This window comes from Bifidobacterium saimiriisciurei (assembly GCF_010667655.1).
Classification (GTDB): Bacteria; Actinomycetota; Actinomycetes; order Actinomycetales; family Bifidobacteriaceae; genus Galliscardovia; species Galliscardovia saimiriisciurei.
In genome coordinates, this window is record NZ_WHZU01000001.1 from 281,813 (window position 1) to 303,867 (window position 22,055).

Consider the following 22,055-nt stretch of genomic DNA (forward strand, 5'->3'; position numbering starts at 1 on the left):
GGCGTCGAGAGGCCCCGACATGATGTATGGCCTCTATGCGGCTCAGAATTCGACGAGCACCTTGGAGGACTGCGAGGAGTCCCTGGCGACGGCGAATGCGTCGGCGACCTTGTCGACCGGGTAGACCTGCGTGATGACCTCCTTGAGCGCCGGGGTGTCGGCGAGGATCTGCAGCGCCTGGTCGATCTCGTCGTAGAAGCGGAAGCTGCCGATGTAGGTGATCTCCTTGCCGTTGATGGCGGAGAGGTTCAGCGGCACGTCGCGGTCGAGCAGCATGCCGACCTGGACGATGGTGGCGCCGGGGGCGGCGGCCTTGAACGCGGCGCTGATGGCGGGGGCGGCGCCGGCGCATTCGAACACCAGATCGTAGGTGTTGGCGGGCAGCGACTCCTGCGCAACGTTGAAGACGCCCTGCGCACCGACCTTCTTGGCGACCGCAAGCGGGGCGTCGAGCACGTCGGAGACGTCCACGCGGGCGGCGCCGAGCGAGACGAGCGCGCCGGCGGCGAGCAGGCCGATGGGGCCGGCGCCGGAGACGAGCACCTTCTTGCCGCGCACATCGCCGGCGAGGCGGATGGCGTGCAGGCCGACGCTGAGCGGTTCGGCGAGTGCGGCCATGTCGAGGGAGAGACCCTCGGGGAGCACGCGGAGCTGGTCGGGACGGACGACCATCTTCTCGGTCATGCCGCCGTGGGTGTGGGGGAAGTACTGTGCGGAGCCGAAGTAGGAGCCGTTCGGCCAGATCTCGGGCTTGTCCTCGATGCCGGGGAGCTTGTCGCCGAAGGTGGCGGGATGGACGGCGACCGGGGTGCCGGCCGGGACGTTCTTGCCGTCGATGACGGCGTCCTCGTCGAGCACGGCGCTGATCTCGTGGCCCGGGGTGAGCGGCTCGCGGATAACGGACAGGCCACAGGAGCCATCGGCCAGGTAATGCAGATCGGAACCGCAGATGCCGATGAACTTCGGACGAATGACCACGTGCGTATCGTCGGCGACGGGTTCGGGGGCTTCGATGACCTCGAGCTGGCCCTTGCCGGGAATCTTGACTACCTTCACAGCATCCTCCTTGATTGCATGTGTTGTGCTGTTAGATGTAACGATACACTAAGTTTTTATAACCAAAGTATTTTTCGCATGTTTTCAACGTTTTATCGGCGTGTTGCGATTAGTTTATCGTTTCAGTAAAATGAAATCGCAACGATGTGAGCGGACACATGCCGCAGCCCGGAAAAACCATCTTGGTCGAAGGCGGCGGTAGAATTCCCTTCATTCCCCCTATCACCCACAGGATCGAAGAAACCATGGCCAGACGCAAAACCATCACCATCAAGGAGGTCGCACGCATGGCGGGGGTCTCCGTCACCACCGTGTCCAATTACCTCAACGGACAGATGGCCCGCATGAGCGCCGACACCCGCGAGAAGGTGGGCAAGGTCATCGAGGACCTGCACTACCAGCCGTCGTCGGCCGCGCAGAGCATGCGATCGAACTCCACGAAGATCATCGGCGTCATCGTCGGCGACATCTCCAACATCTTCTCCTCGATGCTGTTCGGCGGCATCCAGAAGGTCATCAAGCCGAGGAACTACAGCCTGATGCTGCTCAGCACCGGCAACGACCCGGCCGACGAGAACCTGTGCATCAACAAGCTCATACGCCAGAACGTCGACGGCCTGATCATCCAGCCCACGCAGGACGACCCGGAGGCCTTCTACCCCATCGTCAACGCGCATACGCCGCTGGTCATCGTCGACGGCATCGTCAAGGCGACGCCGAAGAACGCCGCGCACGTCATATCCGACAACACACCGTCGAGCAAGGCCATGTGCCGGGAGCTGCACGAACGCGGATACCGCCGCATCGTCACCGTGAGCGAAACCACGGCGCCGACGTCGTCGCAGCTGCCCAGGCTCGAGGCGGTCCGGCACTGCACGGCGAAGCTGGGCATGGAGCATGTCATGCTGGACGTCCGCGGCCATGATGACGCATGGCTCGCGGAACGGCTGCGCGAGAACGCCGGTCCGGACGCCCCGCGCACGGCCGTGTTCCCGCTGATGGGACCGCTGCTGTTCCGCACACTCACCGCATTGCAGGCGGCCGGCCTCGAATTCCCCGGGGACCTCGGCCTCGTCAGCTTCGACGACTGGAACTGGGGACGGTTCATCGGCGGCGGCGTCGACCTGCTTCAGCGAGACATCGACGAGATCGGCCGCCTCGCCGGCGAAAGCATCCTGCAGATCATCGAGCAGGGCCACCCGGAGCAGACGGAGATCAGTGTGCCGACCCGTCGCATCGCCGGGCACTCGCTGTAAGCCGGACACTCGCCGTAAGCTCCGCGGGGTCGCATGGCAATCGTCATGCGACCCCGCGAACGTCTTCAAACAACGGTCCCGCATATACGCCGATGCCGGTTCGCGCCCTCCGGGGAGGGAACGAACCGGCATCGTGCAATCAAGGGATTTCAGGGGTAGGTCTTATATCACATCGCATCCTCTCGGACGGTCAGGTCGCGGCCGGCGACCTCGGTCATCACGACGCTGGCGCCGAAGGTGACCGCGGTGTAGAAGAACATCAGCACGGCGAGGGCGACCCAGGAGCCGAACACGGTGACCAGCGCGGCGGCGATCAGCGGGCCGAAGCCGGCGGTGATCAGGTTCGGGATCTCCTTGGAGAGGGCCAGCTGCTCGTAGCGGTGGGCCGAGCCGAAGCACTCCGCCATGGTCAGGTTCTCCAGGGAGGCCAGGGCCATGACCGTGAGGTTGTGCAGCACGATGTAGCCGATGAAGAACAGCAGGTCGGGGTTCGAGAAGTGCGGGACCAGACCGGTGGAGGTCTGCTCCATGACCGTGTCGGTGCCGCGGTTGTTCAGCATCATCAGGAAGCACGGCACGATGATGAAGAAGTCGATGACGGTGACCACGGTGTACATGCGCTTGCGGCCGAACTTGTCGCCGAGCCAGCCGATCAGCGGCACGGTGGCGAATGCGACGAGCGAGGAGTACACGACGATGTTCGAGGCGACGGTCTTGGAGACGAGCAGGTTGGCGGTGAGGAAGGTGATGAGGTAGGTCTGCACCATGCCGGAGTTGCCGGACTGGCCGAAGCGCAGGGCGGAGGCCACGAGGAAGGCCTTCCAGGAGCGCTTGGTCTTGGCGAGCTCGGCGATGGCCTCCTTGCGGGCCTCGGCGGCGGCCTCCTTCTTGGCCTTCTCGGCCTCGCGGTCGAGCGGCTTGTCGTACTCCTCGATGATCTCGTCCACGGAGGCCTCGAAGACCGGGGTCTCCTTGAGGTGGATTCGGATGAAGACGGCCACGCCCATCACGATGACGGAGCCGAGGAACGGGATGCGCCAGCCCCAATCGACGACCGCGTCGTTGCCGAGCCAGCCGAGCAGGATGGCCCACACCAGACCGGCGAACAGGGTGCCGGAGTTGGTGCCGAGGGCGGTCAGCGAGGCGATGATGCCGCGCTGCTTGGTCGGTGCGTACTCGGCGAGGAGCACGGAGGAGCCGGCGATCTCGGCGCCGGCGCCGAAGCCCTGCACGAGTCGCAGGATCACCAGCAGTGCCGGGGCGAGGAGGCCGACCTGGTCGTAGGTGGGCAGCGCGCCGATCAGCGTGGTGGCCACACCCATGATGGCGATGGTGATGAACAGCACCTTGGTGCGGCCGATGCGGTCGCCGAGGCGGCCGAAGTACCAGGCGCCGATCGGGCGGGCGATGTAGCCCACGCCGTATACGGCCATTGCCGACATGATGGCCACGGCCTGCGAGCCGTGTCCGAAGAAGATGTCCTTGAACACCAGAGCCGCCGCCAGCGAGTAGAGCTGGAAGTCCATGAACTCGAGCGCGGTGCCGAGCCAGCCGGAGACGGCGGCCTTGACCAGGTCGCCCATCGTGCGCTTGACCAGCGAGGGGTCGCCGCCTCCATTGGCGGCAGTCGAAACTTCAGCAGAAGACATAGGAAACTTCACCTTTCCAACAGGGTTCTCTCTTGGTTGCATAGGGAGGGTTCCTCCCCTCCCATTCCCCGTAAGGCACGCATGCCATGGCATGCCCTCCGGCAGGTCCGCACAGGTAAGGGGAAGGAAACCAGTGCGGCACCCGTATGTTCACCGTCGCGTCTTCGTCGCCGCGACCGGTGGACGGGAGAGCGGCCGAAACCGCAGGCCCTCTCCCGATTCCCGCGCCGGGTCCATCCCGACGCAAGTCTTGTTCGGCGGACCGGCCGCAGCCGGCCCGCGTCGTCATCGCCCGACGACTAGCGCAGCAGGTAGCCGCCGTCGACCGGCAGCATCACGCCGGTGACGTAGTCGGAAGCCTCGCTGGCCAGGAACACCATCGGGCCCATGAGCTGCTCGGGCACGCCCCACTCGCCGGAGGGGATGTGCTCGCGGATTTCGGGACCGCGGACCGGGTCCTGCTGCAGGGAGCGGGTCATGTCGGTGATGATGTAGCCGGGGGCCAGGCCGTTGACCTGGATGTTGTACGGAGCAAGGGCGTCGGCGTAGGCGCGGGTGAGGCCGAGCACGCCGTGCTTGCTGGCCGCGTACGGGAAGATGCGCTTGCCGGCGCGGTAGGACTGCATGGAGCCGATGTTGATGATCTTGCCGTGCTTCTGCTTGGCCATCACCTTGGCGGCGGCGTGCGAGAGCATGTACAGGCCGTTGAGGTTCACGTCGATGACCTTGTACCAGTCCTCGTCCTTGAAGTCGAGCACGTCGTTGCGGATCTGGATGCCGGCGTTGTTCACGAGGATGTCGAGGTGGCCGAACTTCTCGATGACGGCGTCGACGATGGTGTCGGCGGCGCCGGGCTTGGTGATGTCCTGCTTGATGAAGCCGATCTGACGGCCGTTGGCCTCGACGATCTCGCGGATCTCGTCCCAGCCCTCCTCGTTCTCGGCGGCGACGAAGATGTCGGCGCCGTACATGGACAGCGCGATGGAGTAGTTGCGGCCGAGTCCTCGGGCGCCGCCGGTGATGAGGGCGACCTTGCCTTCGAGGTTGTAGCTGTTGCGATCGAACTTGGGCATGGTTTCTCCTTAGAAACGTGTCTTCGGAATCGCAGTCGGTCTTCCATGATCGACGCGAAATCAGATGATGATTGCGGCGATCGCCGTGATACAGGCGATCGGCCGGGGTTGATGATTATCGGGAGGGAGGCCGGGAGACCGCGCTTTTGGCGCGTCCCCCGGCGGAGACGTCACATGGCGATGAGCACCTTGGCGGACTTGGACGCGTCGGCCGCGGTGGCGAACGCCTCGCGGTAGTCATCGACGTCGAAGACCTGGGTGATGACCTCTTCGAGGTTCGGGTTCTTCGCCAGCACCTCGACGGCGTCGCGGATCTCCTGGAAGAAGCGGAAGCTGCCGATGTAGGTGATCTCCTTGCCGTTGATGGCGGAGATGTTGAGGCTGGCGTCGCGGTTGACCATCATGCCGACCTGGATGATGGTGGCGCCGGGGGCGGCGGCCTTGAAGGACGCGCTGATGGCCGGGGCGGCGCCGGAGCATTCGAGGATGAGGTCGTACTCGTTGTCGGGCAGGGACTCCTGCGCCACGTTGAAGACCTTGGTCGCGCCGAGCTTCTTCGCCACGGAGAGCGGGTGGTCGAGCACGTCGGAGACGGCGACGCTCGCGGCGCCCTCGGTGAGGGCGGCGCCTGCGGCCAGCAGGCCGATGGGGCCGGCGCCGGAGACGAGGACCTTCTTGCCGCGCACTCCGCCGGCGAGGTTGATGGCGTGCAGGCCCACACCCAGCGGCTCGGCCAGGGCGGCGGCCTTGAGCGAGACGCCTTCCGGCAGGACGATGAGCTGGTCGGGGCGGACGGCCATCTTCTCGGTCATGCCGCCCTGCTCGTGCGGCAGGTACTGGGCGGAGCCGAGGTAGCGGCCGTTCGGCCAGATCTCGGGCTTGTCCTCGATGCCGGGCTGCTTCTCGCCCCACGTGGAGGGGTGGATGGCGACCGGGGTGCCGGCCGGGATGACCTTGCCGTCGACCTCGACGTCCTCATCGGTCACGGCGCTGATCTCGTGGCCGGGGACGATGGGCTCGCGGACGACGGACATGCCGACCTGTCCGTCGGCCAGGTAATGCAGATCGGAACCGCAGATGCCAATGAACTGCGGACGGACGACGACCTTGCCGTCCTGATGCTCGGGTTCGGGGCGTTCAGCCAGGTCAATCAGTCCCTTGCCGCTGATAAGTACCGACTTCACTTCGACATCCTCCTTGATGTTCGATGATTTCATTTCCCAAGGTATATCGTTTCCCTTGTGGGGTTAACGTTACACCTAAATCAGTTATAATGTCAATATACATTGAAATTTGAGGCGTGTCTTAAGGTTTACAGCATGGTTTTAACGTTTTCCTAAAAACTGTATAACGACACGTTTGCGAAAGACGGCGCAGATAAGGAGCGAACCGTAGAATGACCAATGACCACAACCGTTTCGACCGATATTGAGCACCATGAACAGCCGAAAGACCATCACCATCAAGGAAGTAGCCAAAGTGGCGGGAGTCTCCGTCACGACCGTGTCGCGCTATCTCAACGGCAATCTCGGCAAGATGAGCGTCGCCACCCAGCAGAAGATCCAGCAGGTGATACAGGACCTCAACTATCGGCCGTCCGCCGCGGCGAAGAACATGCGGTCGGACAGCACACACATCATCGGCGTCATCGTCGGCGACATCTCGAACGTCTTCGCGTCCATGCTGTTCACCGGCATGTACAAGGCGCTGCAGCCGCAGAACTACAGCGTGATGCTCCTCAACGCCAACGACGGCGCGGACGAGGAGCGAGAATGCGTGGAGAAGCTGCTGCAGCAGAACGTAGACGGGCTGATCATCCAGCCGAGCCGCAGCAATTTCGAGGACTACTACCCCATCGTCAACGCACGCACGCCGCTCGCGTTCGTCGACCGATACGTGGACGCGACGCCGCCGTCGGTGATCCACGTGACGTCGGACAACTACGAGGCCAGCCAGCGCATGTGCGAGGAGCTGGCAGGCAAGGGATACCGGCATATCGTCGTGGTGAACATCACGACCGTGGGCACCTCGGCGCAGATCCCGCGACTGCACGCCATCACCGAGGCCGCGCGTCGGCTCGGGCTGCGCCTGTCGGTACTTGACCTCGCCGGCGGGGACAATGCCTGGCTGACCGACACGCTGCGGGTCATCAGCGCGAACAGCGCACAGGAGCGGACCGCCGTGGTCTCGCTGATGGGACCGCTGCTGCTGCGCGTGCTCGCCGCGGCACGAGAACTCGGCATGGATTTCCCCCGCGACATGGGGCTGCTGAGCTTCGACGACTGGGAATGGGGGGAATACGTCGGCCACGGCATCGACCTGATTCTCCAGGACCCGGAAACCATCGGCCGCAAGGCCGGGGAGGCGCTGCTCGCCACGATCCGCAAGCAGCCGCCCGTCAGCAACGAGATCGTCGTCCCCACGAAGCGGGTCCTCGGCCACTCGCTGTAATCACATGCGCAAATGGCCGAAATCCGCGATTCACGGTGCTTTCGGGTCGCTTTCAACGAGGAAAGCGACCCTTTGGCACCGCAGATCGCGGATTTCGGCCATTACGGACCGCATTACGACCCATCAGCCATCTCAGCGGTCCTACGACTCAACGGACCGACGGCTCAGACGACCTTGCGCTCGAACGGATCGGAGCTGATGCCCTTGGCGAGGATGTCCTTGCACCATTCCTTCGCCGTGAACAGGCTGTGGTCGCGGTAGTTGCCGCAGCTCTCGATGGTGGTGGCGGGCACGTCGTCCCACGTGGCCTTGTACGCGATGAACTCCAGCGACTCCTTGAGCGCCTTGGCCACGTCCTCGGTGGAGTGCTCGCCCCAGGTGAGCAGATGGAAGCCAGTGCGGCAGCCGAACGGCGAGCAGTCGATGTAGCCGGGGATGCGCTCGCGCAGCAGCACGGCGATGGTGTGCTCGATGGTGTGCAGGCCGCCGGTCGGGATGGCGTTCTCGTTCGGCTGCACCAGGCGCAGGTCGTAGTTGGAGATCACGTCGCCGTGGGGGCCGGTCTCCGTGTCGATGTAGCGCACGTACGGCGCCTTGACCTTGGTGTGATCCAACTGGAAGCTTTCGACGACCGGCTTGTCTGCCATGATGTCCTCCTTGAAAGACGGGATGCATACTCGCATGCCGGTAACGCATGCGACCGCTATCTACTGTCGTCGCAAAACCGTCAATCGTCAACCGCATGGTCGCCGTCATGTCATAGTTGTCGTCTATCGCCGGCCATCATGGCCGGTTATCGGACGGCCGGCACCACGGTCGCCAAATTGCGACGTGCCGGCCGGCGGCGCTATCGCCGGTCGTTGCGCTGATAGGCCAGTCGTTCGGCGTCGCCCTCGCGCCGCACCAGCGTGATCACTCCGCAGCGTGTGAAACCGCTGGATTCCAGCACATGCTGCATGCCGTGGTTGTTGCGGTGGGTGTCCATGCGCACGTTGCCGTAGTGCTTCACGGCCCAGTTCAGGCAGTCGCGGCCGGCATGGCCTCCAAGGCCCGACGCGGCCACGCGATGCACGGCCATGTAGTCGTCGTCATCCAGCCACGCGCCGTCGATCTCGGCGTACGACGGGTCGGGGCCGGGGCACAGCACGAATACGGCGAGCGCCCGCTCCGCGCCGGGGTTGCCGTCGTCGTCCGTTCCGGCGTGGTCGACGAGCAGACGCGTGCGCCCTTCGGCGATGTCGGCGCGGACGGTGGATTCCAGCGGGAACCGGTCGGCCCATTGCGTGGGGTTGCCGTTTTCGGCCATGAGCTTTCGCGCGCGGGCGTACATCGTCTGGATGACGTCGAAGTCGGCGGCGGTCGCCGTACGGACGATGCGGGTGGTGGACGGAGTGGAATCGGATGTCACGATGGTCCTTTCGTCTGGGTTGATGGATTGGCAGTATTCTCGGCTCCCCTCATGATTGAGGGGAGCTGGCCGCCAAAGGCGGTCTGAGGGGAGTTGAAACATCCGACCACACGCCCCCTCAGTCGGCCGCACCGACAGCTCCCCTCGCTGAGGGAAGCCATTGCATGAGGCATCCGTAGCGCCGTCATCCCGGGCAGAGCAATCGGCAGAGAGGCAGATAGGCGATACCTAAGCGAGGAAGTCGCGGATGACGGGGAGGAAACGATCGCCGTAGAGCTCGAGCTTGTGCTGGCCGACGCCGTTGACCTCGAGGAATTCGTCGTCATCGGTCGGCTTGAGCTCGCACATGCTGCGCAATGATTTGTCGGAGAACACGATGTACGGCGGCTTGCCGATCTCGCGCGCGATCTCGGTGCGCAGCTCGCGCAACCGGTCGAACAGTTCGGCGTCGGTTCCGGAAAGCTCCTCGGGAACGGCGGAGCGTGTGCCGCGCGACGGGCCGGACGAACCGCCGTATGATGATTCGCCGTCCCGGCCGGCGGGACGTTCCACCTGCTTGATGACCATGTGGAAGTCGTTGCGCACGGTCTGCGCGGCACGCGTTCCGAATGTGATGGTCTGGTATTTGCCGTCCTCCACGGCAAGATAGCCGTCCGACGTCATCTGCGATATGACGTCGCGGATGCGCGCCGCCGGCACGTCGCGAAGGCTGCCGTACGTGGGCGCGGAGTCGAGATGCCGCCAGTCGTGCATCTCCTGCGCGTCGGAGCCGCGCAGTATCTGGGTGAGCTTGCCGGCGCCGAGATTGCGCGGCCGGCCGTTCTCGCCGAGGCCGAGGAGCACCTGCACGTCATGCACGCATCGGCTTACGGCCACGGCGATCTTCGTCACGTCGACGGTCTCGAACTCGCTGTCGCAGTTGGAGCAGCCGGAGCATGGCGTATCGTCGGTCTCGCCGAAATACGACGTGATGTATCTATGCAGGCAGTCGGTGGTGCGGCAGTAGCCGATCATGCCGTCGAGCAGCACGCGTCGGCGGTTTCGTATGATTTCGGCCTCGTCGGCGCTGAGGCGTTCGTTGTCGCTGCCCATCTCGATGAAACGGCGTCGGGTGGTGATGTCGCCGTCGCTCCACAGCAGGGTGCATCGGGCGGGTTCGCCGTCTCGCCCGGCACGGCCGGCCTCCTGATAGTAGGCTTCGATGCTGTCGGGCATGTTGTGGTGGACGACGTAGCGCACGTTGGATTTGTCGATGCCCATGCCGAATGCGTTGGTGGCGACGACGACATGCGCATCGTCGTTGACGAAGTCGCGTTGCGCCCGGCTGCGTTCGTCGGCCGGCAGCCCCGCGTGGTAGCAGACGGCGGCGATGCCGCGGCCGCGCAGGTCGTCGGCGAGCGCTTCGGTCTCCTTGCGCGTGGCACAGTAGATGATGCCGGATTCATCGGGCCGGGCGGTCACGTATCGTTCTATCCATTGGCGTTTGGCGGTGGGCGTGGCCTTGATGACGTCGAAGTACAGGTTGGTGCGGTCGAAGCCGGTGACGCTGACCTGGGGATTGCGGAGCCCGACGAGGTTCACGATGTCGTGGCGCACGCGTTCGGTGGCGGTCGCGGTGAACGCGGCGATGACGGGACGGTATGGCAGGCCGGCGCTGAAGTCGCCGATGCCGAGGTAGGCGGGGCGGAAGTCCTGCCCCCATTGGGAGACGCAGTGGGCCTCGTCGATGGCAAGCAGGGCGATGCGGTTCCGGGCGGCGAAATTCGTGAACTGCTGGGTGCCGAGGCGTTCGGGCGCCACGTAGACGGCGTCGCATCGTCCGGAGGCGGCTTCGGCGAGCGCGGCGGACTGCTCTTCGAGGCTTTGCGTGGAGTTGACGTAGACGGCGTGGATGCCGTTGTCCTCGAGTCCGGCGACCTGGTCGGCCATGAGCGACACCAGCGGCGAGACGACGACGGTGAGACCGCCGAGCAGTACGGCGGGTATCTGGTAGCAGATGGATTTGCCGGCGCCGGTGGGCATGACGCCGAGTGCGTCGCGGCCCTGCAGAATCGCTTCGATCAGCGGCTCCTGACCGGGTCGGAACCCGTCGTAGCCGAAGTAGTGCTTGAGCGCCGCCCGCGCATCGTTCATGTCTGCCATGCTCCCGAGTCTATGGCCGGGCGGCGAAAACCCGACGCGCCGGTCAGCGCACGGCAAGACGGATGTTCTCACGCAGGGAGTCGATGCCGGCGGCCCTGGTGGTGGAGCTGATGATGGCGGCCATGAATTCGATGGATTCCTTCCGCCCGTTTCTGAACCAGTCGCGAATCACGTTCATGACGCCGCCGAGGATGTAGTCGAACTGGTAGTCGCGCACCATCCGCGCGTGTTCGATGTCCACGTCGTCCGCGCCTTCCAACGCCGCCGAAACGGGGTCGAGCGCATCATTGCAGATGTCGCGGATACTGTCGGCAAAGTCATTGAACAACGCATTGCCGAAGGACGACATAAGCACGGAGAACAGCCCGTCATGCTCGTCGATGTAGGTGAGCGCGGCGACGGCGAACGGTCGGTACTCCCCCGCGATCATCTCCTGCGCGTGGTTCTCGACGACGTCGCGGAACTGTTGCACGGCATCGTCCTCGATCCGGCCGAGCAGCTCCTGCACGTTGTTGTAGTGCGCATAGAAGGTCACGCGGTTCACGTCGGCACGGTCGGCCAGCTCGGTCACGGTGATGGATTCCACCGGCTTGGTGCGCATGAGCTCGATGAGCGCGTCCGCCAGGCGGGCGCGGGTGCGTCGCACCCGTCGGTCGCCGTTCGGTTTCGTCGTGCGCACTGCCGTCTTCGTCATTGTCGATGCTCCTGACCGTTGTTGAAGGACCGTCCCGTAGGAAAAACGATATGTATTGTATATCGATTTTTCCTTACGATTGATTATTACACTACACTTGTAGTATAACTTATATCCGTAAGTTTTCGCTGCGACGACCATACGTCGCGCAAGCCGCAGGACATCAACGAGATTCACCGAGGGACAATGAAACACGTATTCCAGGTATTCGCGCGCGACATCCGCCGCATACTCGCCGTGCCCATGGCCGTGATCACGGTGCTGGGCATCTGCACGATTCCCGCGTTGTACTCCTGGTTCAACGTCGCCGCGTTCTGGAACCCGTACGACAACACCGGAGCGCTGCGCGTGGCCGTGGTCAACGAGGACAGGGGCGCGAAGGACGAGACCATGGGCGAGCTGAACATCGGCGACCAGGTGGAGACGTCGCTGCACGACAATCATCAGCTCGACTGGACGTTCATGGAGCGCGAGCAGGCGCTTGACGAGGTACGCGCCGGCAGAAGCTACGCGGCCATCATCATCCCTAGGGATTTCTCGGCCGACCTCATGACCATCGCCACCGGCGACTTTCATCAGCCGAAGATCGACTACTACGCCAACGAGAAGACCAGCCCCATCACGCCGCGCATCACCGACACCGGCGCCGGCACATTGGAACGACAGATCAACAGCCAGTTCCTCTCCACGGTGAGTAAAACGGCGGCCGAAGCCATGGCCAAGGCCGCGAACACGACCTCGGCCCATGCCGATGCGGCGCACCGCGAGACGTCGAACGGCGTGAACAAGGCGCTGGACGGCATCGACGACGCCGAGACCAAGCTTGATTCGCTCATCGCCGCCGTGGACGACGGGTCCGCGAAGGTCGCCGAGGCACGGAAGGCATTGAACGGCATCTCCGGCAAGGCCGCGAAGGCACAGAACACGCTGGACTCGGGCATCGCGTCGCTGAGCGACGCACAGAACGGGCTGACCTCGCTCAGCTCCGGGCTGGCGGTGAAATCGGCAAGCGCCTCGGCGGCGCTGTCCACAGGATCGCAGAATGCGAACTCGTTCATCGGCAAGGCGTCCGGCAGCGTGCTCGGCGCCAAGGAACGGGCCGATTCCGCGGTGGACTCCGCGCAGGATGCGGTGGATGCGAACGCCGCCATCGTCGACGCGCTGAAGGATTCGGAGTTCGCCGGCACGGACTCCGGCAAGGCGCTCATCACCCAGCTGGAGCAGCGCAATCAGGAAAGCCGGAAGGCCCTGGACGCCCTGCGCACGGCCGGCACGAACGTCGGCGACAGCGCCACCGCCATCGCCGGCGCCGCCAACGACATCGACGCGGCCAATCAGAACACCATCGCCGCACTGCAGAACACCCAGTCGACGCTCGGCGGCACCACGACCTCCGGTCTCAACAGCGCGCTCGGCTCGTTCTCCGCGAGCGCGACCACGCTTTCGGGAACGCTCGCCAAGGTCGGGCCGGCCGTGGACGAGGCGGATACGGCGCTCAATCAGCTCAGCACCACGCTCGCCAAGACGTCGAAGGCTCTCAAGGGCTCGAAGCAGTCCCTGGCCGCGACCCGCACCACGTTGAACGACATCGGCTCCGACATGAACGCCGCGTCCAGCGCCGGCACGTTCGACAGGCTTCGGTCGGCGCTCGGCGCCTCGTCCGACGAGGTGGCCTCGTTCGTGGCCTCCCCCACCGCACTGGAGACCCATACCGTGTATGCGCTGAACTCCTATGGTTCGGCCGTGGCTCCGATGTTCACGAATCTGGCGTTGTGGATCGGCGCGTTCACGCTGGCGATGATGGTGCATCTCGAGGTCGACGACGAAGGCATCCCCGGACTGACCTCGAGCCAGAAGTATCTGGGACGCTGGCTGCTGCTGGCCGTATTGTCCTGCGTGCAGGCGCTCATCACGACCACCGGCAATCTCGTCATCGGCGTGCAGTCGGCGAATGTGCCGGCGCTGTATCTGACGACGATGTTCATCGGCGTGGTGTACGTCTCCATCATCTACGCGATGTGCATATCGTTCGCCCATGTGGGCCGAGGCCTCACCGTGCTGCTGACCGTGCTGCAGGTGCCGGGCTCGTCGGGCATGTATCCGATAGAGATGATGCCGAAGGAGTTCCAGCGCATCTACCCGTTCCTGCCGATCACCCACGGCAACAACGCGTTGCGCGAGACGATCGGCGGGTTCTACGGCGACCACTACTGGCGGTATCTCACGACGCTGACGCTGTTCGCGGCCGTGGCGTTCGTGGTCGGCATGACGTTGCGCCCGTATCTCAACAATCTCAACACGATGGTCTCCCGGCGGTTCGCGGCCACGGACCTGCTGGCCGCGGAGAAGCCGGTGGCCATGAGGAACCGGTACCGGCTCGACCAGATGCTGCGCGCGCTGAGCGATTCCGAGGAGTTCCACGCGGGCATCATGCGACGGGCGGCGATGTTCGAACGATGGTATCCGCGGCTCAAGCGCGGGGCGCTGGTCGCCGGCATCATCCTGCCTATAGGGCTGACGGCGTTCTCGCTGACCACCGGCGAGAAGATAGGCATCCTGATGGCCTGGGTCATCTGGATCGTGGCCATCATCACGTTCCTCATCGGCATCGAATTCATCTACGACGGCATCCAACGACAGATTCGATTGGGGAACATGGACGGCGATGAGCTGCGCAACGTCTACCGCGAACAGCGTCTGCACAAGAAACCGTTGAATCCGCTGAGCATATTGGACGCCGGCGAGCGCGGAGGCAGGACGCCGAAGCATTCGGCGGCTGCCGGTACAGCACGAAAGGAGGCGTGACGCCATGACTGCACGAAAGACACCGGTCATGACGGCGATCACGACGACGATCGCACGGAAGTTCAGGAACGTCGGCCGCATCGTCGCAGGCGACGTGCGGCGGATCACGTCGAACGTCACGGCCGTGACCCTGGTCATCGGCCTGGTGGCCATGCCATCGCTGTTCGCGTGGTTCAATGTGGCGGCCAATTGGGATCCGTTCGGCAGCACGGGCGAGCTCAAGGTCGCCGTGGCGAACAACGATGCCGGCTACCGCAGCGACCTCGTGCCGGTGAAGGTGAACGTGGGCGAGAACGTCGTCTCGGCGCTGCGCGCCAACGACCAGCTCGACTGGGTGTTCACCGATGAGCGGGACGCCGTCGACGGCACCGAATCCGGCGAATACTATGCCGCCGTGGTGATTCCCAAAACGTTCAGCCGTGACATGATGACGCTGTTCTCCGCCGACACCCGGCAGGCGAAGATCGCCTACTACACGAACGAGAAGAAGAACCCGCTCGCCCCGAAGGTGACCGGACAGGGCGCCGACGCGGTCACGGCGCAGGTGAACGACACGTTCAACACGACCATCTCCAGTGCGGGCCTGACCATCGCCTCACAGCTCGCGGAGTCCCTGGACAGCGATTCGGCGCAGACGCTCATCGGCAATCTCAACGCGAACATCGACCGTACCTCCAAGCAATTCGACCTCGCCGCCGACAACCTCGACCAGTACGGCGACGTGCTGGATTCGGCGCAGACGCTGGTCGCCACTTCGGCGGGGCTTGTGGGCAAGGCGGGCGGCAGCGCGGCGGACGCGCGCAAGGCCACCGACCAGGCGAAGCAGGGTGTGGCCACGGTCGCCGCCACCCTGGATTCCTCGGCCGATACGGTCGGCGATGCGCTCGACGCCAGCGCGAACAGCTATCAGGCCGCCGAGGCGAGCCTCGACAAGGTGTTCGACGCCGTGGGCACGCAGGGCGCCGACTCGGCCAAGCAGCTGCGCGCCGTGGCCACGAAGATCGGCGACCAGGTCACCGCATATCAGGACCTTCGCGGCAAGCTCGCGGCGCTGACCCCGACCACCGACGAGGGCACGCGGCTGCAGCAGTCGCTGCTCGGCGATATGGACGAGGCGATCGCCAAGCAGACCGCCGTGCGCGATTCGCTGAACTCCGCGGCCGACGGCATCGACAAAGGGCTGACCGACGGCGACCGGAAGCGGGAGGAGGCCAAGACCAAGGCCGAGGAGGCACGCAAGACCATGGCGCAGGTGAGCGACGACTTCGACAAGGGGCTCAAGACGAAGCTCGCCGCCATGTCGTCGGCCGCGTCGGACGCGTACACGGAGACGGTCGAGGCGACCTCACGGCTGGAGACCATGTCGTCGGAGCTTTCCGGATCGGCGGATTCCATCGCCGCGAGCATGGCCGGCGCGCATACCGACATCGCCGCCACGGCGAAATCCCTGCGCGCCTCGGCGAACAGGCTCAGCGACCTGCACGGCAAAATCGCCAAGGCGCTGAACAGCGGCGACCTGAAGACCGTGCGCAAGATACTGGGCGACGACCCCGAGGCCCTGGCCACGTCGCTGGTCTCGCCGGTCGGGCTCAACCGCAACGCGGTCTACAAGGCCGACAACTTCGGTTCGTCCATGGCGCCGATGTATACGACGCTGGGACTGTGGATGGGCGCGCTGCTGCTGTCGCTGGCCATACTCGTGCAGGTGTCGGGAGAGCGCAAGGCCGCGCTGGAACGGCCGACGCCCGGTGAGATGTTCCTCGGCCGCTTCGGCATCTATGCGATTCTGGCGCTGCTGCAGAGCACGGTCATGTGTCTGGGCGAGCTCGTGTATCTGCGCGTGCAGTGCGACGATCCGTGGCTGTTCATGCTGGGAGGCTGGGCGACGTCGCTGACGTTCGCATTCATCGTCTACACGATGGCGGCCGCGTTCGGCGCGCCCGGCAAGGCGTTGTGCGTGCTCGTCATGGTGATGCAGATCACCGGCGCCGGCGGCTCGTTCCCGGTCGCGGTGCTGCCGGACTTCTTCCAGGCGGTGCATCCGTTCCTGCCGGCCACGCACGCCATCGACATGTTCCGCGCCGCCGTCTTCGGTGTCTACCGGAACGACTACTGGATTGCCATGGGCCGTCTGGCGGTGTTCATACTGCCGATGCTGCTGCTTGGTCTGGTGCTGCGCCGCCCGCTCATGCGGCTCACCGCCAAATCGGAGGCCAATCTGCGGCGCACCAAGGTGCTGGGATAGCGGCTGGGATAGCGGGCTCCCCGTTCACTCTTTTCCAAACCCCGCGAAGAGCGAACGGATCGTTGTTCGCAAAACGCCAAAGCGCACATGCTCAACCTGCAAAACGGCTGAGCATGTGCGCTTTTGGACACCTGCGGATTCACTCTTTCCCATCCCCTGAAAAGAGTGAATCCACAAGACCTTACTTCGCGCGTTCGAGGGCCTGGTCGAGGTCGGCGATCAGGTCGTCGACGTTCTCGATGCCCACGGAGAGGCGGATGAGGTTGTCGGGCACCTGCAGCGTGGTGCCGGCCACGGAGGCGTGGGTCATGGCGGCCGGGTGCTCGATGAGCGATTCCACGCCGCCGAGCGATTCGGCCAGCGTGAAGATCTCGGTGGATTCGGCGAACTTCAGCGCCGCGTCACGACCGCCGGCGAGCTGCACGGAGACCACGCCGCCGAAGCCGCCGTGCATCTGACGGACGGCGATGTCGTGGCCCGGATGCGATTCGAGGCCCGGGTACAGCACCTTCTCCACCTCGGGCAGGCCGGCGAGGTGCTCGGCCACGGCGAGCGCGTTGGCGCTGTGGCGCTTCACGCGCAGCTCGAGGGTCTTGAGGCCTCGGGTCTGCAGCCAGGAGTCGAACGGGGCGGGCACGGCGCCGGCGGAGTTCTGCAGGAAGGCCACGGCGTCGCGCGTCTCCTCGTCGTTGGTGACGATGGCGCCGCCGACCACGTCGGAGTGGCCGCCGATGTACTTCGTGGTGGAGTAGACCACATGATCGGCGCCGAGTTCGAGCGGGTGCTGGAGCACCGGCGAGGCGAACGTGTTGTCGACGACCACCTTGGTGCCGTGCTCGTGGGCGAGCGCGGAGACGGCCTCCACGTCGGTGATGCGCAGCATCGGGTTCGACGGGGTCTCCACCCAGATGTAGGCGTAGTCGTTGGCGGCAAGCGCCTCCTTGACGGCGTCGACGTTCGAGATGTCGACCACGTCGAGGCCGACGCCCCACGGCACGAACACCTTGCTCAGCAGTCGGTAGGTGCCGCCGTACACGTCGTCGCCGAGCAGGATGCGGTCGCCGGGCTTCAGGGTGGAGCGCAGCAGCACGTCGATGGCGGCAAGGCCCGAGGAGAACGCGAGCGCGTACCTGCCGCCCTCGATGGCGGCGAGCTGGGTGTCGAACGAGTCGCGGGTCGGGTTGCCGGAACGCGTGTAGTCGTAGCCCTTACGCAGGTTGCCGACGCCGTCCTGCTTGTAGGTGGACGTCAGGTACAGCGGCGGGACGACGGCGCCGGTGGTGGCGTCGGGCTCCTGGCCGGCGTGGATGGCGCGGGTGGCGAGCTGGGTGGCGGTGAAGTCAATGGTCATGGGGATGTTTCCTTTATATCTGTAGTTGTGGTTGGTTATCTATTTTGCTGTTTACGGTTTGCGTGATGTCAGCCAGGTGTGCCGGTCGGACGATGTCCATTCCGCGACACACTCAAGGCCGTTCGGCCGCCACTCCGGTGTCTGCTTGGCGGAGCCTAGCAGACACCTTCGTTAGCTTACGGTCGCGGAACAGACATCGTCCTCCCTGCGCGAGGGATACAATCTCCTTCACCGTCAGTCCTGGGAGGGAGAGGTCGCGGGAATGGAGCTGGGACGGGAGGTGCGCCTGACGACGTCCTCGAAGCCGTTGTCGATCATCCACTGGTCATTGAAGATCTTGCCGAGGTAGCTGCGTCCCGAGTCGGGCAGCAGCACCACGACGACCGCGTCCTTGCCGAGCTTGTGCTCCTTGGCGTACTTGATTGCGGAGACGACCGCCATACCGGAGGAACCGCCGACGAGCAGCCCCTCTTCGGCGGCGAGGCGGCGGGTCATCTCGAATGCCTCGGCGTCGTTGACCTGCACGACCTCGTCGACGACGCTCGGGTCGTATGCCTTGGGATAGAAGTCCTCGCCCACGCCTTCGATCTTGTACTGGTGGACCTCGTCGGGGCTGGAGGCCGAGTAGATGGAGCCTTCCGGGTCGGAGCCGACCACGGTCACGGCGCCGTCGGAGACCTCCTTGAGGTACTTGCCGGCGCCGGAGATGGTGCCGCCGGTGCCGATGCCGGCCACGTAGTGCGTGACCGTATGGTCGGTCTGCTCCCAGATCTCGGGACCGGTGGTGTAGTAGTGGCTCAAGGGTCCGTTGGGGTTGTCGTACTGGTTGGGCTTGAACGCGCCGGGGATCTCGCGGGCGAGACGGTCGGAGACGTCGTAATACGACCTTGGGTCGCCGGGGCCGGCGTCGGTGGGCGTGACGATGACTTCGGCGCCGTAGGCACGCAGCACTGCGCGCTTGTCTTCGGAGACCTTGTCGGGCAGGGTGAAAATCGCGTGGTAGCCGCGCTGCTGGGCGACGAGCGCGAGGCCGACGCCGGTGTTGCCGCTGGTGGGCTCGACGATGGTGCCGCCGGGCTTGAGCTGGCCGGATTTCTCGGCCGCGTCGATGATGCGCGCGGCTATGCGGTCCTTGGATGAGCCGCCGGGGTTCATGTATTCCACCTTGACCGCGATGGTGGCGTCGATGCCTTCGGTCACGCGGTTGAGCTTGACGAGCGGGGTGTTACCGACGAGTTCGGTGATGGAGTTGGCGATGGTCATGTCTCATATCCCTTCGAAGTGCTGGGTTCCAAGTACTGCTTGCGTTCGTTGCGTTGCGTTCGTGGCCAGCCGCCGCCCCTTCGGCGCTGGTGCAATGCGGTACTGGAATGAGACGATACCGGATGCCGGTTTCCGTTCGGTTGAGATTTCCCGTGAATCCCGTGGTGTCGTTATAGATAAATCCGCTAGCCTGTTCGAGATTGCCGAATCCGTATGGTTTTCGCCGTTTCACGGGAAACTTTCGTCAATCGGATATGACAGGACCGTGAGGATTTTCGTTTGGGATTCCAGGAAGAAGAATCGTCCTATTTCCAGTTATGCGTCACTGACCAGCGCCCGCACGATTCGCGCGACCAATGCGCGGATGCCTCGTGCCTCGGGGCGGCGGCTAGCGACAACAACAGGAAATGAACGTCATGGCTCAAACAGTAGCACACGCAATCGCGCCGGCGTGTCGAAACATCACGTTTCAACCCCGCCGGCGCGGTTCGTCCGCTGTCTTCGCCGTCTTTTGCGTGGGACTTGCACCACACATGACCGATAGTCGTCGGCACGTCGATGGACGGCGGCGCATATCGACGAAAATGCGGCATCGTCCATGAGAATCGGATGGTTTTTCATGGACGACGGCGATTTTTCGGGAAAATACACCGCCGTCCATCGGAAATTCATGAATCGGAAATCATCATCGTTGGAATCATGCGGTTTTCAGGGAATCGAATTCCGAATCATGATGGACGACGATGCATTTTCGTGGTTTTGCGGCGTCGTCCATCGGAAACGACGGGATTCCCGTGGACGACGACACAGTTTCGTGGGTTTTGCATCGTCGTCCATCAACATCGGCGGGATTCATGGACGGCGATGCGTTTTGGTGGATTATGCGGCGTCGTTCATCGGCGAGGCGTCGTCCTCCGCGATCTCGCCGCTGGCGAGCTTGGCTTCGAGTTCCTCGACGATCCGCGCGTGCATTTTTTCGTCAATCTTCACGGTGAACATGAAGACGAGCAGGCTGGCGACGATGAGCGCGAGCGGCGTATAGAAGGCGAACATCTTGAAGGTGCGGATGTTGGCGGCGGTCATGTCGGCCGCGGTGGCGGTGCCGACCATGCCGGCGGCCACGGCGATGAATCCGACGATGCCGTTGGAGAACGCACCGGCGATCTTGTCGAGCATCGGGCGCACGGAGAGGGTCACGGCCTCGTTGCGGCGGCCTGTCTTGAGCTGGCCGTATTCGATGGAGTCGGTGAGCGAGAGGATGGCGGTCATCTGGATGAACGTGCCGGGGATGTAGAACAGCACGAGCGCGATGATGACCATCGTGAGGCTCTGTGCGCCGATGATGAACATGACGTAGCCGGCGATCATGAACACCATGCCTGCAAGATACAGGTAGCGGCGCGGAATGTAGCGGTTGAGGACCGGGTAGAGCGGCGCGGCGACGAGTCCGGTGATGATGGGGATGACGCCGGCGATGGAGAATGCGGCCGGCTGGCCGAGCACGAATTTGAACAGGTAGAGCAGCACGCCGGTGGTGGCCACGTTGGCGATGGCGTACAGCAGGTAGCTCAGCGCCACCCACAGCAGCTGGTCGTTCCTGGCGAGCGCGGCGAATGCCTGCAGCGGGCTGCCGTTCTTCTGGGCCTTGGAACGCAGCGCGCTTTCGTTCTCCTTGGTGCCGAACGCCACGGTGAGCGCGGTGATGATGCCGAGCAGGGCCACGATGACGCCGAAGGCGGTCCAGCCGGCCTGGCTTTCGGCGTGGGAGCCGGTGAACACGTAGCTGAAGTAGGTGACGATGGGGATGACGACGACGGTGATGCCGTTGTAGCCGATGGAACCGGTGAACGAACCGAGCGCGGCGTAGACGCTGCGCTCGTGTGAATCCTCGGACAGGGCGGGGATCATGCCCCAGTAGGAGATGTCACGCAGCGAGTAAAGCACGTCGAGGACCACGAACACGACGACGAACAGCACGATGAACCACGTCTCGCTCACGTTGACGAGGTCGAACAGGCCGGTGTAGACGAGGGCGAGCAGCAGCGCGGAGACGCAGCCGCCGATGACCTGCCATGGGCGGAAGCGGCCGAACCGTGTGGTGGTGTTGTCGATGAGGTTGCCGAGCAGCGGGTCGAGGAAGATCTCGGCGATGCGGATGATGACGATGAGACCGGTGATGATGCCGATGAGCTTGGCGGCGAGCGCCTTGTCGACGCCGGCGAACATGGTGCTGGTCACGTAGACGACGAAGTAGGTGCTCAGGGCGTTGTAGAACGCGGCCTGACCGAGGTTGCCGACCGCGTAGCAGATGCGTCGGCCGATGTTTCGGGTCTTGGGTTGCGGCGAATCGGGTTGCGTCGACTTGGATTGGGCCGTTTGGGATTGCGTTGCCTGTTCCATGATTGCTCTTTTCGTTGGAGGCCATGGCGATGACGTCATGCTGGTTGTTGTGGGGAAAGGTGACGAGGAGGTCATTCGTTGACCCGACAGTCATGAAGTGTATTTCATTACTGATAAAAAGTAAAATTCATTACTTATTTCAGTAAATAACGGCGTGTCGGAAACAATCGAAATCAGCGATTCCAACGCGTCAAATACGAAGAATTTCAACACACATACAACGTCGCCACCACCAAAGCATCAATCTCCAAGCCGCCGCAAG

Annotated in this window: 15 protein-coding genes; 4 read left to right on the top strand and 11 right to left on the bottom strand. The window is 64.0% G+C overall.

From position 1 onward, the window contains the following. Positions 1–42 precede the first annotated feature (42 nt). Positions 43–1,056, bottom strand: a complete 1,014-nt coding sequence (locus GFD18_RS11320) for a zinc-binding dehydrogenase (protein ID WP_100509932.1) — start codon at positions 1,054–1,056, stop codon at positions 43–45. A gap of 158 nt (positions 1,057–1,214) precedes the next feature. On the opposite strand from GFD18_RS11320, the gene GFD18_RS01030 reads away from it, so the two are divergent. Next, positions 1,215–2,312 carry a LacI family DNA-binding transcriptional regulator gene (locus GFD18_RS01030; RefSeq protein WP_100509933.1) on the top strand — a complete coding sequence of 366 codons (1,098 nt, stop codon included), beginning with the start codon at positions 1,215–1,217 and terminating at the stop codon, positions 2,310–2,312. Positions 2,313–2,479: 167 nt separating this feature from the next. Here the strand turns inward: GFD18_RS01030 and GFD18_RS01035 are convergent, their stop codons facing one another. The 3 genes from GFD18_RS01035 to GFD18_RS01045 form a co-directional block, all read right to left on the bottom strand. After that, complete coding sequence (locus tag GFD18_RS01035) at positions 2,480–3,961, bottom strand: MFS transporter (protein ID WP_163200099.1); 1,482 nt, start codon at positions 3,959–3,961, stop codon at positions 2,480–2,482. Positions 3,962–4,260: 299 nt separating this feature from the next. Next, positions 4,261–5,034: an SDR family oxidoreductase gene (locus GFD18_RS01040; protein WP_100509935.1), complete on the bottom strand. Its 774-nt coding sequence runs from the start codon at positions 5,032–5,034 to the stop codon at positions 4,261–4,263. Between the two features lie 170 nt (positions 5,035–5,204). Then, entirely contained in the window at positions 5,205–6,218 is a 1,014-nt protein-coding gene (locus tag GFD18_RS01045) for a zinc-binding dehydrogenase (RefSeq protein WP_100510432.1), read from the bottom strand. A 253-nt stretch (positions 6,219–6,471) separates the two neighbouring features. On the opposite strand from GFD18_RS01045, the gene GFD18_RS01050 reads away from it, so the two are divergent. Continuing rightward, positions 6,472–7,485, top strand: a complete 1,014-nt coding sequence (locus GFD18_RS01050; RefSeq protein WP_100509936.1) for a LacI family DNA-binding transcriptional regulator — start codon at positions 6,472–6,474, stop codon at positions 7,483–7,485. Positions 7,486–7,649: 164 nt separating this feature from the next. Here GFD18_RS01050 and GFD18_RS01055 read toward each other — a convergent pair whose 3' ends face one another. The 4 genes from GFD18_RS01055 to GFD18_RS01070 all read right to left on the bottom strand — a co-directional run bounded on the left by GFD18_RS01055 (position 7,650) and on the right by GFD18_RS01070 (position 11,729). After that, on the bottom strand, positions 7,650–8,132 hold the full coding sequence (locus GFD18_RS01055; protein WP_225432814.1) for an S-ribosylhomocysteine lyase: 483 nt from the start codon (positions 8,130–8,132) through the stop codon (positions 7,650–7,652). 200 nt (positions 8,133–8,332) lie between these two features. Beyond that, positions 8,333–8,815, bottom strand: coding sequence for an N-acetyltransferase (locus GFD18_RS01060; RefSeq protein WP_191997265.1), 483 nt, complete (start codon positions 8,813–8,815; stop codon positions 8,333–8,335). A gap of 306 nt (positions 8,816–9,121) precedes the next feature. Further along, positions 9,122–11,035: a DNA helicase RecQ gene (gene recQ, locus GFD18_RS01065; RefSeq protein ID WP_163200101.1), complete on the bottom strand. Its 1,914-nt coding sequence runs from the start codon at positions 11,033–11,035 to the stop codon at positions 9,122–9,124. Positions 11,036–11,078: 43 nt separating this feature from the next. Beyond that, positions 11,079–11,729 (bottom strand): TetR/AcrR family transcriptional regulator, encoded by a 651-nt coding sequence (locus GFD18_RS01070; RefSeq protein ID WP_100509938.1) that lies wholly within the window; start codon positions 11,727–11,729, stop codon positions 11,079–11,081. Positions 11,730–11,915: 186 nt separating this feature from the next. Between GFD18_RS01070 and GFD18_RS01075 the strand changes: the two genes are divergently transcribed. Both GFD18_RS01075 and GFD18_RS01080 read left to right on the top strand, forming a co-directional pair. Beyond that, positions 11,916–14,534 carry a YhgE/Pip domain-containing protein gene (locus GFD18_RS01075; RefSeq protein ID WP_163200102.1) on the top strand — a complete coding sequence of 873 codons (2,619 nt, stop codon included), beginning with the start codon at positions 11,916–11,918 and terminating at the stop codon, positions 14,532–14,534. A 4-nt stretch (positions 14,535–14,538) separates the two neighbouring features. After that, a complete protein-coding gene (locus GFD18_RS01080) occupies positions 14,539–16,779 on the top strand; it encodes a YhgE/Pip domain-containing protein (protein ID WP_163200103.1) in 2,241 nt (746 codons plus the stop codon). A gap of 181 nt (positions 16,780–16,960) precedes the next feature. Here the strand turns inward: GFD18_RS01080 and GFD18_RS01085 are convergent, their stop codons facing one another. From GFD18_RS01085 to GFD18_RS01095, 3 genes are all read right to left on the bottom strand, one after another. Further along, positions 16,961–18,130, bottom strand: coding sequence for a cystathionine gamma-synthase (locus GFD18_RS01085; RefSeq protein ID WP_163200104.1), 1,170 nt, complete (start codon positions 18,128–18,130; stop codon positions 16,961–16,963). Positions 18,131–18,364: 234 nt separating this feature from the next. Then, positions 18,365–19,393, bottom strand: coding sequence for a pyridoxal-phosphate dependent enzyme (locus GFD18_RS01090; RefSeq protein WP_163200105.1), 1,029 nt, complete (start codon positions 19,391–19,393; stop codon positions 18,365–18,367). Positions 19,394–20,272: 879 nt separating this feature from the next. Then, positions 20,273–21,793, bottom strand: coding sequence for a glycoside-pentoside-hexuronide (GPH):cation symporter (locus tag GFD18_RS01095; protein WP_163200106.1), 1,521 nt, complete (start codon positions 21,791–21,793; stop codon positions 20,273–20,275). Positions 21,794–22,055 lie beyond the last annotated feature (262 nt).